Origin of the sequence: Micromonospora trifolii, from assembly GCF_050516465.1 — a bacterium.
Taxonomy (GTDB): Bacteria; Actinomycetota; Actinomycetes; order Mycobacteriales; family Micromonosporaceae; genus Micromonospora; species Micromonospora trifolii.
In genome coordinates this window covers 4,330,863-4,343,695 of sequence record NZ_CP191526.1, presented here as the reverse complement: position 1 = coordinate 4,343,695, position 12,833 = coordinate 4,330,863, and the positions used below count along the sequence as shown (strand labels likewise).

At 63.1% G+C, this 12,833-nt stretch carries 9 protein-coding genes, 1 other RNA gene and 1 pseudogene; 3 read left to right on the top strand and 8 right to left on the bottom strand.

Annotated features, from left to right (window positions below; genetic code table 11):
- Nucleotides 1-206: 206 nt before the first annotated feature.
- Nucleotides 207-668, bottom strand: a complete 462-nt coding sequence (locus ACQRWP_RS20025; protein WP_091409418.1) for a MarR family winged helix-turn-helix transcriptional regulator — start codon at nucleotides 666-668, stop codon at nucleotides 207-209.
- A gap of 105 nt (nucleotides 669-773) precedes the next feature.
- Between ACQRWP_RS20025 and ACQRWP_RS20020 the strand changes: the two genes are divergently transcribed.
- Nucleotides 774-1,946, top strand: a complete 1,173-nt coding sequence (locus ACQRWP_RS20020; protein WP_430496844.1) for an MFS transporter — start codon at nucleotides 774-776, stop codon at nucleotides 1,944-1,946.
- Between the two features lie 16 nt (nucleotides 1,947-1,962).
- Here the strand turns inward: ACQRWP_RS20020 and ACQRWP_RS20015 are convergent, their stop codons facing one another.
- Nucleotides 1,963-2,724: a sulfite exporter TauE/SafE family protein gene (locus tag ACQRWP_RS20015; protein WP_430496842.1), complete on the bottom strand. Its 762-nt coding sequence runs from the start codon at nucleotides 2,722-2,724 to the stop codon at nucleotides 1,963-1,965.
- Between the two features lie 127 nt (nucleotides 2,725-2,851).
- On the opposite strand from ACQRWP_RS20015, the gene rnpB reads away from it, so the two are divergent.
- An RNA gene (rnpB, locus tag ACQRWP_RS20010) (RNase P RNA component class A) lies at nucleotides 2,852-3,267 on the top strand.
- 42 nt (nucleotides 3,268-3,309) lie between these two features.
- Here the strand turns inward: rnpB and ACQRWP_RS20005 are convergent.
- A complete protein-coding gene (locus tag ACQRWP_RS20005) occupies nucleotides 3,310-3,600 on the bottom strand; it encodes a hypothetical protein (RefSeq protein WP_430503234.1) in 291 nt (96 codons plus the stop codon).
- An 88-nt stretch (nucleotides 3,601-3,688) separates the two neighbouring features.
- A pseudogene (locus tag ACQRWP_RS20000) lies at nucleotides 3,689-4,075 on the bottom strand (YfbU family protein); the annotation flags it as partial.
- A gap of 762 nt (nucleotides 4,076-4,837) precedes the next feature.
- Between ACQRWP_RS20000 and ACQRWP_RS19995 the strand changes: the two are divergent.
- Nucleotides 4,838-7,789: an NACHT domain-containing protein gene (locus tag ACQRWP_RS19995; RefSeq protein WP_430496840.1), complete on the top strand. Its 2,952-nt coding sequence runs from the start codon at nucleotides 4,838-4,840 to the stop codon at nucleotides 7,787-7,789.
- A 446-nt stretch (nucleotides 7,790-8,235) separates the two neighbouring features.
- Here ACQRWP_RS19995 and fxsT read toward each other — a convergent pair whose 3' ends face one another.
- The 4 genes from fxsT to ACQRWP_RS19975 form a co-directional block, all read right to left on the bottom strand.
- Nucleotides 8,236-11,118, bottom strand: coding sequence for an FxSxx-COOH system tetratricopeptide repeat protein (gene fxsT, locus ACQRWP_RS19990; protein ID WP_430496838.1), 2,883 nt, complete (start codon nucleotides 11,116-11,118; stop codon nucleotides 8,236-8,238).
- Nucleotides 11,115-11,546 carry a hypothetical protein gene (locus tag ACQRWP_RS19985; RefSeq protein WP_430496836.1) on the bottom strand — a complete coding sequence of 144 codons (432 nt, stop codon included), beginning with the start codon at nucleotides 11,544-11,546 and terminating at the stop codon, nucleotides 11,115-11,117. The genes fxsT and ACQRWP_RS19985 overlap by 4 nt, the downstream gene beginning before the upstream one ends.
- 151 nt (nucleotides 11,547-11,697) lie before the next feature.
- A complete protein-coding gene (locus ACQRWP_RS19980) occupies nucleotides 11,698-11,889 on the bottom strand; it encodes a DUF397 domain-containing protein (RefSeq protein WP_430496834.1) in 192 nt (63 codons plus the stop codon).
- A complete protein-coding gene (locus ACQRWP_RS19975; protein ID WP_430496832.1) occupies nucleotides 11,876-12,682 on the bottom strand; it encodes a helix-turn-helix domain-containing protein in 807 nt (268 codons plus the stop codon). The genes ACQRWP_RS19980 and ACQRWP_RS19975 overlap by 14 nt, the downstream gene beginning before the upstream one ends.
- Nucleotides 12,683-12,833: the final 151 nt, after the last annotated feature.

Here is a 12,833-nt window from a genome sequence, read left to right as displayed (position 1 = left end):
GTCCCGCGCTGGCCCGCGTCGATCTTGCCCGCGCGCTGTCCCGCGCGCTAGCCCGCGCGCTGGCCCGCGTCGATCTTGCAGTTGTGGTGCCCGATCGGTGGTGATTCACGCCGATCGTCCCCCACCACAAGTGCAAGATCGGCGAAGCGGGGGTGCGGCGAAGCGTGGCGGGGCGGGTGGCGCGGGGTGGGGGCTGCGGCTGGGGGTTAGCGGGGGCGGTTGCGGTTTATCAGGGCCTGGTTTAGGCGGCCCAGTAGGGCTGCCAGGGTGGAGCGGTCCTCGGGGCTCCAGTCGGCCAGCATGTCGCCGTAGAGCCGGGTGCGGGCGGCCTGGACGGCGGCCATCCGTTGCAGACCGGCCGGGGTGGGGGAGATGACAGTGCCGCGGCCGTCGGACGGGTCCGGGGTGCGGGTGATCAGGCCGTCGCGCTGAAGCGCGGAGACCTGCCGGGTGACTGTCGAGCCGTCCAGGTTGAGTCGGGCGGCGAGCGCCGAGACGTTCTGCGGGCCGGCGTCGGCCAGGTGGCGCAGGATGACGTACGCCGCGCGGTCCAGCACCCGGTGCTCGGCGGTGCCGGTGGCCCGCCGGGTGGCCTCGCCGAAGCGCATCAGCAGGGCCACCTCGGTCTCGATCTGGCCGAGGGTGCTCTCGTCATGGTCGTCACTCATAGCTGCATGATACAGAATAAGTATCTGTACGATACAGCTATCTGAGGAGTCGGAGTGGATCGGCGTTCCGAACCGAACCGCAGTGCCATCTAGGCCACCACACTGGTGGCCTTCCTCGCCATCGCCGGCATCGCCGTCGTCGACCCGATCCTGCCCGCCATCGGCGAGGCGATCGGGGTCACCGCCTGGCAGGTCGAGCTGCTGTTCACCGCGTACATCGCGGTCATGGCCCTTGGCATGATCCCCGCGACGCTGGCCAGCGGCCGGTTCGGCTTCAAGCCGGTGCTCATCACCGGCGTCTCCGTGGTCGGCCTCGCCGCGATCCTCGCCTCGTTCAGCGACAACATCGTGCAGCTCTCCGTGCTGCGCGGCGTCTGGGGGCTGGGCAACGCGATGTTCTTCGCCACCGCCATGGTGGTGCTGGTCAACCTGGCCATCGACCGGGAATGGGTGGTGGGCCTCTTCGAAACCGCCCTGGGTCTCGGCTTCGCCGTCGGACCGCTCATCGGTGGCCTGCTCGGCGAGGTCAGCTGGCGGCTGCCGTTCTTCGTCTGCGGCGTCTTCATGGTCCTCGCCCTCGGCGTGGCCTCCCGCAAACTCCGCGAGCCCACCAACCGCCAGGCACCGGTACGCGTCGGCCAGATCTTCGCCACCTACCGCCGGCCGGCGTTCATCGCCCTCTGCGTGGTCACCGCCGCGTACAACTTCGTGTTCTTCGTGGTGCTCGGCTACACGCCGCTCTTCCTCGGCCTGGACGTCATCCCGCTGGGGCTCGCGTTCACCGGCTGGGGGCTCGGCCTGGCCGCCGGCATCATGGTGATCGGCCACCGGCTGGCCCACCGGATCGGCGCGGTACAGACCGTCGGCGTGGCCATCGCCGGGCTGCTGGTCTGCATGGTCCTCTTCGCCACCTCCACCAGCACCGCCGAGGCACTCGTGGTGCTGGTGCTCGCCGGACTCTGCATGGGCCTGGCCAACGCCAACCTCACCGACCTGGCGCTCGGCCTCGGCTCCAGCGACCGACGCGTCGCCACCGGCGCGTTCAACCTGGTCCGCTGGGGCGCCGCCGCGCCGGCACCGATCATCTCCGGCAAACTCGCCGAGCAGTCGCTGTCGCTGCCGTTCTGGGTCGGCTTCGGGGTGCTCGCCGTCGGCGTGCTGGTCTACCTGGCCTTCGCGCACCTGATGGCCGCCGGCTACGGCGAGCGGGTTCTCTGGTCCCGCTGGAACCGCGCCGCCGCCGACACCGAACACGAGCCCGTCGGCGAGACCTATTGACCGCCGGTCGGGCGGGTCAGTTCAGGGCGCGCCAGAGCAGGTAGAGGCCGATCGTCGTGCCGAACACCACGATCACCGTCTTGAGCACCACCGGCGGCAGCCGGCGGACTAGCCGGGCGCCCGCGTACCCCCCAATCAGGGTGGCGGGCGCGACCACCGCGACCGCCGCCCAGTTCAAGGGGCCGAACAGGGCGAACACCACGAGCGTCGTGAACCCCACCACCGCGGAGAGCAGATTCTTGATCGCGCTCACCCGGGCCAGTGTCGCGTCCAGCACCAGGGCCAGCCCGGCCACCAGCATCACCCCGAGCGCCGCACCGAAGTAACCGCCGTACACCGCACCGAGCGCGACCATCGTCTGCACCGCAACCGTCCGCCGCCGTGGCGACAGGTCCCGGGGGTGACCGACCAGGCGGCGCAGCGGGTCCTGGAAGGCCAGGACCGCTGTCGCGCCGAGGACCAGAAAGGGTACGACCAGCTCGAACGCGCGAGCCGGAGTGGCCAGCAGCAGCAACGCCCCGACAATCGTGCCCACGATGGTGGTAGGCACGAGCGTGGCTAGCGCGCGGGGGCGCGGCAGGTCCTGCCGGCTGCCCGCCACGCTTGCCAGGTACCCGGGGAAGACGGCGACGGAGTTGCTGACGTTCGCCGGCACCGGGGGCAACCCGATCGCGATCATCGCCGGAAAGGTGATCAGCGAACCGCCACCGGCCACCGCGTTGACAGTGCCAGCGGCGAGACCGGCGGCGAGCAGCAGCGCGGCGTGGGAGAGATCCATAGCCCCACGAGGCTAGCCGTTGCCCTACGACACGCATTCGGCGGATCGTTCGTGAGCTGCGCGATCTTGCCCAGGCGGGGCGGGAGTGTTGGAGCAGCGTCTGTCGTTAGGATGAGAGCGCGACGGACGAGTCGACCGGGCGGCCGCGTCGGCGGGCTTCGGCCCGCCGCCGAGGAACGTCCGGACTCCACAGGGCAGGGTGGTTGTTAACGGCAACCCGGGGCGACCCGCGGGAAAGTGCCACAGAAAACAGACCGCCGACCCCAACGGGGACGGTAAGGGTGAAACGGTGGGGTAAGAGCCCACCAGCACCCCGGGTGACCGGGGTGGCTCGGTAAACCCCACCCGGAGCAAGGCCAAGCAAGGGCCGTCACCGCAAGATGACGACCCGGCGCAGACGCTTGAGGGCTGCCCGCCCGATGTCTGCGGGTAGGCCGCTGGAGCCTGCCGGCAACGGCAGGCCGAGATGGATGGCCGCCGCCGGCGCAAACCCCTTGGGGTACGCGCCGAGCACAGAATCCGGCGTACAGGTCGACTCGTCCGTCGCCCCACCAGCCCAGAGATCCGATCTAGGCTCTGATCTGGTCATTCGTTGGGTGCCGTTGCGGAGTGCGATGCTTGAACTAGAAGCGATCTATTCGGCGGCGTTGCGGCGTCCTCTGCTGGATCCACAAGGATCCGCGACACGCGTCCGCCAACTTGACATGCAACAGATCCAGAGTGCATCGCTATGCTCGTCCCTCGGCGCTGCGGCCGGTTCGAAGGATGTACGCGGGCATCGGCGAGCTGCTGCAGCTCGTCGAGCGTCAGCAGGTAATCGAATCGATCGAATCCGCGCTTGCGGCTGTCCATGATCCGGCGATACTCGCCCAGCATCCGCATGTAGGTGTCGAGCATCCGCGAGTGGGAGTTTCCGCGAGTGGGAGTTTCCGCGGTCGTTCCGCTCGACCTGCGGCTTGAGCTCCGACCATCGATCATCTCGCATCTGGTACTCGACGTACGTCGCCATGTGGCCTTCTAGCGCGTCGTTGTGGTCGAAGCCCCGGAACTCAAGCTGGAAGGCCAGCTTCTCGTCCACCGGCGTGCCGCCCTCCTTGAGGTGGTCGATGCTGAAGGTGATGATCCGGAACATCTCGAGGATGTCGGACACTCGACCGCAGTCGCGCTTCGACAGCTCGGTCCTGAGTCCCGCGACCTCCAGCCAGTACTCACCGGCGAACCCCTCTTCGAGGATCTTCGTGCGCTTGAGCTGGTACTCCAGGTCACCGTCGACGTCGTTCGCGTCCTGCGGCAGCACACGCGCGAGGATGCGGTGCAGCAGCGAGAGAACCTGCCGGTCGAGGGTCCGCATGCTCTCGGGCGCAGGCGCATCGCCGTGCCTCACGTCCGCCGCATACACGGGCACCACAGCCTCTAGCAGTAGATCGCGGACGTATTCGCTGAGGGTCACCCCCTCGGCGTCCGCCATCTCCTTGAGCTGATCACGGACATGGTCGTCCACTCTTACATTCAACACAGCCACGTTGTCCTCCGAATGAACCGGATGACGCTACCTGTCGTCGTGTCATACGGTTTATCATGATCGAGGACCATCGGATGAAAGGTCCATGCGGCGGTGCGGCGCGCTTGTGTGAGTGCGAGGACCCACAGAACGCGAAGGCGTAGCCCTCCTCGGCCTGAGGCCCGGGCTCACGCCACCGAGGGAACAACGTGCAATGTGTCCGCTACTGCCGCGATCAGCGGGCTGAGGCCTCGCAGACCAGGTGGCGGACACGTGTCGCGCATCAGTCGAACGGAGAACATGCTACGTTTTCTGCCGTTGTTTCCTTATGTGTACTCCAAGTCTTCTGGGTTGCCCGTGCAGCGACCGGACTGTGGCGGCGATTCGCCGCACGGACCCGGCGTGTCCTTCCCTATGCTGCTTGCGCTTGGCCCGGCTGCCGGCCTACTAACATCCACCACCCTCGGCACACCGCCTACGACGCTCAGTGCTTTTCGCCCTCTCGCGCCATGAGTTCAGCAATCTGCATCCGAGGCGTCAGTCTGATCATTCCTAAATTCCAAATTCCTTATTTTTCGCGTTGCTGCAGCGTTGACCCTGAAGGTGGCGAAAGTGTCAGAAATTGGTCCTCACTCTTATCGCGGCGTCGTCCAGATCCTCCTGCGACTACTGCAACCTTCACTAGATAGGCGACGGATCCAACTTAATGCCGATAGAGCCCTTCAGGTTCCAGGTGGCGGAGCTGTCGGCGACATCATAGACACCTTATCCAGCGAGCAACTAAGCGGCCTGCACGACTACCTTATGAGTCCTGATCTAGATTATGTGGCACACCAATTTTATGCCGCCAGGTCTCTCGAACAGCGCGGCAAGAACTCGGAGGAATTGCTGTCCGCTTGCCGACAGCAACTGCGATCAGGAATACGGAATCGTTTAGATTTGAAGGATGACAGTCTGTTTGAGGTGGCGGAGCTGATCTTCTCGACCGTCTTAGTAGCGACCCAGACAGCTTGGAACCAAGCGAATGGCTCAATACTTCACTCGACTTTGGATTTCGCAATCGCTGGCCGACTCACGGCCGCGGCCGTCCGGAATGCTGACTTGCTTTCGAAGATCGACCATCTCAGTCAACTTCATGCTTTCGAGAACGAGCTGCGCAGCCAGATCGCTAGTCTCCACGCGGAGATGCGCCTACCTCACGCCGGCACAAGTAGGGCTGTTCCCTACTCGCAGCTGTACGTTCAGCCCATCCTCTGCCACATCGACGAAATCGACAATCTCAAGAGAGAGCGGTCAGCGTCAAGGATCAGAGATTCCACCGTACAGATCGCAGATTGTCTAGCACCTGGTGGCCGGCTGGTAATTCTAGGCGCCCCAGGAGCCGGAAAGTCGACGCTAGTAAGTAAGCTGTCCCACGATCTCGTTACCAATTCGGATCCAACCTTGCCCCAGCTGACGCCCTTGATTTTGATTCTCAGGGACATTGTGGACGGGCTGACACGTGGCGGTTCCAGCATTGTCGATTATATTGTCGACAGGTGCAAGGATCCCTACAACATAGAGCCTCCGGAGAATGCAATTGAGTACCTGCTTCTGAATGGTCGCGCTGTTGTCATTTTCGATGGGCTCGATGAGCTTGTTGACACATCTCTGCGAACCAAAGCCGTAAGATTAATCGAAGGATTCGTTTCTCGTTATCCACTGACGCCAATTCTAATCACTTCTAGACGTGTAGGCTACGATGCGGCTCCCTTAAACGAAAGCGTCGTAACCGTAGCCATCTTGTCTGACTTCGACGAAGAACAAGTGGAGCAATACGCCTCGAACTGGTTCCGCCTTGACGACTCGATTCCTGCCGGTGATAGATTCGCGCTAAAGGATTCGTTTATTCGAGATAGTGCGATGGTACGCGACCTCAGGGTCAATCCTCTCATGCTATCGCTCCTTTGTAGTATGTATGCCACCGAGCGCTATATCCCACGAAACCGTCCAGACATCTTCGAGAAGTGCGCAACGATGCTATTCGAACGATGGGATAGGATGCGTGGCATTGAGAGCGGAGTGCCCTTCGGGGCGCACATAAGAAGCGCTGTTCAGCACTTGGCGTGGGAACTATTTACCAAGCAGAAGTATGGCGGGGCCATGCCGAGGAGAGAGCTTATTGAGAAGCTGGCTGCCGAGTTTTTCGGCAAGCGTCACCAGGACCTGGACTTAGCGAGGGATGAGGCAGAACGATTTCTCGACTTCTGCACTGGTCGAGCATGGGTCCTTACAGACGTGGGCGCCACTGAGACCGAGCCTCGCTACGGTTTCGTCCACAGGACGTTTCTTGAGTTCTTTACGGCTGAACACCTCATTCGTACTCGTGAAAGCTCCCCAAGGCGTGTTCTCCAGGCGTTAGGGCGGCGATTGGAGCGTGAGGAGTGGGAGATCGTCGCCCAACTAGCGCTACAGATCCTGGAAAGGAACGTTTCCAGCGGTGCGGACAAGTTCTTCGCTGCCCTTGCGGACCGCGCCGCCCAGGCTCCTCAGCCTCAGTCGGCAAGCCTCCTGTCCTTCGTGGTTAGAAGCGAGCCATTCGTGACGCTATCAGTCGCTACTGCGCAAAAGCTTCTGAAAATCATGATTGAACATGAATTGCAAATCCATGACTCCTTCCGGTACTGGAATGATTTTCAAGCATGGGCGGCGAGAATATCTCGGGCACCAGAGGCGTTCTCTGGTACTTTCGAGTTCATAGATCAAGTGTCGGCAGAAAACAGCCCTGTGATCGCAAGAGCACTCGCCAATGAGCTATCGGAGCGAGTGGCCGACCTGGCAGACGAAGACATAGCAGGAGCTGCCTACCTCTATCACGCGGCATGCCTTTCCGAGAGTCAGGATGTACGCAGTGCCGTATCTGGATTGGATCTGGCCGCTTACCCACTAGTGCAACGGTATGTCGACTCGTCCCCAGGCATCGGCTACTACCAAGTGCTTGCGTCGAAGGATGCGCCTGCCGTGCAACTGGAGTCCGCATTAACGAGACTCGGTGGTACGGTATTGTTTCAGAGCCCGAGGGCGAGTGTTTTTCGGTCTGCTTACACAAGCATCTCTGAGCAATTATTGTCGGAATCCAAGTCGCGTTTTACTTCCGATGACAATGTGCTTTTCGCAATTGATCGATTCCTGGGTCGACTTGATTCGCGGCCATGGTTTCTCATTTCGGAGAATGAACCGTCACTTCTCTCGATTGATCTTAGGTATGGCAAGGAGAATGACATGACACCGATGCAGCAATCTCTCCGGTTGGCGATTCTTGCACCCTACGTTGAAATTGGACTCTTGAGCAAGAGGCCATTTGATGTGCCGGATTGGCATCGCCTCGTTATTGCGCGGACTGGGTCAGATCCCAGTGTGATCAAGGGCATCTTGGGGGCCAATGCTGCTCAGGCAGTGGGTGTGACAGCATTCCTGGAGGCGTGGGCGGCGGGAGAACTGAACACCGTCGCCTACTCCGGAGGCGCACGTATTCCTTTGCAGAGTCAGGAGCCGGCCATTCCGTCTGCCGTCAACCCGCTCTAGGGATCGTCGACCCCGCTCTAGAGAGCAAAGTGGCGTACGGCCGGTCACATCAATCGGGCGTACGGCTCGCAGGCCACTGGCGGCTCGGGCGGCGATCTGCTCGGCTTGCCCGGGTTGACGCAGGCGCCGGAGCCTGGGCGCGCGTCTGTCGCTCCGCTGACGCTCCGGCTCTGGCCACGCAACAGCTTCGGCGGCTGGCGCGGAAGCGAGAAGCCTGAGGGCCGCCGCAGGCCGACGGGGGATAGGGCCGGCATCCGGCCGAGCCGCGCGGCCGCGAGGCTCGCGCGGCGTAGGAGAAAGCACGCCGGTCGTGTCGTCGAGGTGGCGGCGGTTGCGGGGTTTGGTTAGTGCCCCTCCGGCTTGGCGCTGGCCGAAGTTGCGCTGGCGGGACATTTTAAGGGTGGGGGCGGTAGGGCATCTAGCCAGCGACCCGCTCAGGGCCGCTCTCAGGATGTATCGAAGGTGCGAAGTGTTCTACGGCCAAGGCTGCGGCGTATCTCCGCGGTCATGGGATGGTCTGGTCCTTGAGCTGCCTCACTAATCGCCAGCGCGCGCTGGAGCAACGACACCGCTTCCGCCGGCCTGCCCAGCGCGTCCAGTATTTGAGCGAGCATGTTGAGCTTGATAGCGACATTGGGGTGGTGTGGGCCCAGCGCTGCCTCGCTGATGGCCAGCGCCCGCTGCTGCAGTGGCAGCGCCTCGGCGAACTTTCCCCGCTCGGCCAAGGTGCCCGCGAGGTTGTTCAGACCGGTGGCGACCTGGGGATGGTCTGGGCCGAAGGCAGCCTCACTGACTGTCAGTGCACGCTGCTGCAACGGTAGGGCCTCCACGGTCCGACCGAGATTCTGAAGTGCATACGCAAGGTTCCCTAGGGCGATGGCGACGGTCGGGTGGTTCGGACCGAAGGTCGCCTCAATGATCGACAGTGCACGCTGCAGCAGCGGTAGTGCTTCGGAGGCCCGGCCCACGGTGACGAGGGCTCCGCCGAGATTGAGCAACCCCTTGGCGACGTCGGGATGGTCGGGCCCGAGGGCCGTCTCACCAATTGCAAGCGCACGCTCCCGTAGCGGCAACGCCTCCGTCGCCCGGCCCAAGGCGTCGACGGTTTGCGCAAGGTTGCTCAGCCAGATAGCAATAGTCGGATGGCCAGGGCCTAGGGCGGCCTCGCTGATGACCAGTGCACGCTGCTGTAGCGGCAATGCCTCGGCCGGCTTGCCCAGATCGTTCAACGTCTGCGCAAGGTTGTTGAGCCGGACACCGATCGTGGGGTGGTCGGGTCCGAAGGCGGCCTCGCTGATCGTGAGCGCACGCTCCCGTAGCGGCAACGCCCGCGCCGGCTTACCCATCGCTTCGAAGCTCAGTGCCAAGTTGTTTAGCCGGGCGGCGAGTTCAGGATGATCGCGGCCTAGAACGGTCTCGCTGATTGCCAGCGAACGCTGATGGAGTGGCAATGCGTCGGCGGGCCTCCCCAACTCGGTCAACGTTACCGCCAGATTGCCCAGACGGATGGCCACGGTGGGATGGTCGGGTCCGAAGGCAGCCTCACTGATCACAAGGGCACGCTCCCGCAGCGGCAATGCCTCTGCGGACTTGCCCAGCGCCTCCAAGGTTCCCGCGAGGTTGTTGAGCGCGATGGCGACGGTGGGATGGTCAGGAGCGTAAACAGCCTCATTAATTGCCAGCTCACGCCGCCGCAACGGCAGCGCCTCCGCCGGTCTGCCAAGCTCGGTCAACGCCCGCGCGAGGTGGCTCAGCCCGATACCGACGTCCGGGTGTTCCCGGCCGCGGGCAGTCTCAGTGATCGTCAGACCCCGTTGCAGGAGCGGCAGTGCCTCCGAGGCCGCGCCGAGCGCGGTCAATGTCTGCCCGAGGTTGAACAGTCTGGTTCCCACTACGGGGTGATTCTCTCCCAGGCGGGTCTCGGTAATGGCCAATGCACGTCGTTCTTGTGGGAGAGCAACCTTATGTTGACCTTGGGTCGAGGCGAAGAAAGCTGATTTCGCCAGCAGTGCTGCGGTTCCTACAGTCGCCTGATTGTCGGTAGTCGCGCGGGTTAGTGCATCGACGTGAGGTGTCAACTCACGCCAAGCTGGCCATATCCCGATGTTGATATGAGGGTCCGCATGAGGTACCGCGTCGGTAAGGAATCGTGTGGCGGTCGCAACCGGGGTCTCGGTGCGGAAAATTTCATCGTATAGGTCGCTGTCTTGTTCTCGCAGCACAGCTTGCACGAGTCGATGTATCGCGACGCTTTGCTGGTTGAGAATGATCATACTGTATGACGCAAGGAGGCCAAGAGATTTGTCTGCCGCGTCGGCATCAGACGCATCGGCGACCAGGATGCGGCGGGGAATGTTGTCGGGGGCGAAGTACGCCATGACACGCAAAAGAAATTCCGCTCGCGGATCCTTGCCCCTAATTGCTTCCAACGTGATATCCCAGACGCGTGCTATTGTGCGTGATGCTTGCCCGCCCTCGTCTACGCCCAGGAATGCTTTAGCAGGCTTCCTTCTTAGAAGGTTCAGATACTTTGCAACTGCAATCCGCTGCTCCGCGATATAGGCGCCTGCCTGCTCTAGCGCGAGCGGAAGGTAGCCAAGTTCCGCCGCAAGGTCGGCCAATGCTTCAGCCTCGACAGGGCTTCCCACAAGGTCCACTAGCAGATCGACGGAAGCGTCGGAAGTGAGGACGTCCAGTAGCAACGGCTTGGCCGACCCCCGCCAATTGATGTTTCGGCGTGTGGTGATAACGATATGCCCGTGCCGGCCGACCTGAGCAAGGAAAGCAGCGATGGTCGCATGATCTTCGACATTGTCCAGTACTAGCAGCCAGTTCGAATGGCATTGCAGCCATTGCATCGCCCAGCCGGCAGCATCAACCGTCGTGCTCCCCAACAATGAATGGGCCGGTTCGAGCTTGCGAGCTAACTCCGCTAACGACTCTTGCAGTACCTCGCCGTCTTCGGCGGATGCCCACCAGATCAGCGGGTGAACGTCGATATGGCGGGCGGCGTACTGCAACGCCAATTCGCTCTTGCCCACCCCACCTAGGCCGTAAACTGCCTGTGTTACCACGCTGGCCCGATGTCCGTGGAGGGCCTGATCTAGAAGCTGAAGGTCAGCTTCACGACCCACGAACGGATCGGCCGGCGAACGGGGGAGGCTGGCCAGCCGCGCCGGCATCGGCACCTCATCCGGCGCCCGTAAGGCACCCACGGAGACATTGATGACTTTGGCGTTATCGCCACTGATCGCCGTGCCGCTGTTCGTTCCGATAGCAATCGAACGCGTACCTATAGCGGTCGGCCCAGGGTCGATGGCGTCAGTCACCGCTGAATCGTGGCATTCTCGCCCGTGCTGGCAACGCCCGAATTGTTGTCGATCGCGATCGATCGTTCTCCGGACGCCTCGACATGCACCGACCCGGCTGGCAGCATGGCTGTCACCTCTCGGGCAAGCTCAGGGTCGGCCGCAAGCGCCTTTCGGATCTGCAGTTTGAGTGCGGCGGCGCTGTCCTCCTCGCCGGCTGCCACGTCGATGACGGCACCCTCGATCGCCTGCCGCGACTCTTCGCGGCCCAGAATGCGGTTCAGCAGCCGATGGCCCACCCCCACCGTCGCGTCGGACGTCTTCTCCACGACCGTGTCGCGAACCCTGTCCAGAGTGCTCATGCCGTACGTTGTCACCGCGGCGGTCACGTAGGGCATTACCGCCGCAGCGGTCTGCGCAACTTCGAGATCCACCTCACCTGCATACACCAGGCGGTGATATCTATGGAAGTGCCATCCGGGACATTCGCCGCTGGCGAGACACGAACCAGCCGAACAGTCAGGGCTTACCAGAGCAGTTCTAGTAGGTCCGCATGAGGACGGGACGCCCGCCAGACCAGCCGAGTGGTGCGCTGCGTGGTTAAGGCCGCACGACAACTTGGGCGACGAACGCGGCCCAGTCAGCGGGAGCGAAGGTCAGTGCCGGTCCGGTGACGTCCTTCGAGTCGCGGACAGCCACAACACCGGGCAGGTTGCTTGCCACCTCGACGCAGTTGCCGCCGCTCGCGCCGCTGCGGGTGGACTTGCGCCACCGGGCGTTACTGAGGTCCATGATGGCTCTCAACTTCCTTCAGCAGGTCGATGGACTGCCGGCGCGGTAGAGCCTCGTTCCGGACGCTCTCCCACCTTGCCTGAAGCGTAGCTACATCATCGTCCTTGTCGATGACGTCCCCGCCAAGCTGGTTTTCAAGGTGGCCAACCCACACGCCCTCGCTGGACCGAGCCAGCGCGAACGGTCCGGACAGCCCGATGTGCAGGCCGCTGCCGATCGGAATGACGTGGACGTGGACGTGCGGAAGTTCGGCCATCGCGACCAGGTGGGCAACCTGCTGGGCCATGATCCCGCCCAGACCGTCACCCGTACGCCTTATCGCGGCTTCGTCCAGCACGGCGACAAACTGCGGCCGGCGCTCGCCGGTCAGGATCGCCTGCCGACTCATGCGCCCCTGCACGCGTTGCTCAACCTCGTCATCGGTGAGGCTTTCGACTGTTCGCAGGACGGTTCGGGCGTAGTGCTCCACCTGTAGAAGTCCGGGGATCAGGTTGGGCTCGAAGTAGCGGAGCTGTGTCGCTTCGCGCTCAGCGTCCAGCCAGGGCAGGAACCACGACGGTGCGCCGAACTTCGTCGCCAGGCGCTCGAAGAGCCCGCCGTTGCTCAGCGCCCGGTCGGCACCCTTGATGAAGTCGATCGTCAGCGCTCGCGTGCTGCTCTCGACGGCGCTGACATGTGAAGCACTGAAGCCCGCAGCGCGGCCGAACGACTCTTGCGTCATGCCGGAGGCCCCTCGGGCGCGGCGGATCTCGCCAACGATGAACGCCGATAACGGCCCTGGTACGTCAGCCATACAACGCCCCTCAACTCAAAGATCGACTGCCCGAGGTGCCACACGTCGGCTCCCTGTTAGGCCAGGTCACCCCGGACCTCGGTTGCACCTTCCGAGCGTAACTACCTCCACAGCAGAGTGTCACCAGGCGGCGCGGCCGGCAGGCCCACGA

What these genes read in the sequence shown, in the direction of transcription:
- ACQRWP_RS20015 (WP_430496842.1), bottom strand. Translation starts at nt 2,724, where the DNA reads ATGGATCTCTCCCACGCCGCGCTGCTGCTCGCCGCCGGTCTCGCCGCT.
- ACQRWP_RS19975 (WP_430496832.1), bottom strand. Translation starts at nt 12,682, where the DNA reads ATGGCTGACGTACCAGGGCCGTTATCGGCGTTCATCGTTGGCGAGATC.
- ACQRWP_RS19980 (WP_430496834.1), bottom strand. Translation starts at nt 11,889, where the DNA reads ATGGACCTCAGTAACGCCCGGTGGCGCAAGTCCACCCGCAGCGGCGCG.
- ACQRWP_RS20005 (WP_430503234.1), bottom strand. Translation starts at nt 3,600, where the DNA reads ATGCTGGGCGAGTATCGCCGGATCATGGACAGCCGCAAGCGCGGATTC.
- ACQRWP_RS20025 (WP_091409418.1), bottom strand. Translation starts at nt 668, where the DNA reads ATGAGTGACGACCATGACGAGAGCACCCTCGGCCAGATCGAGACCGAG.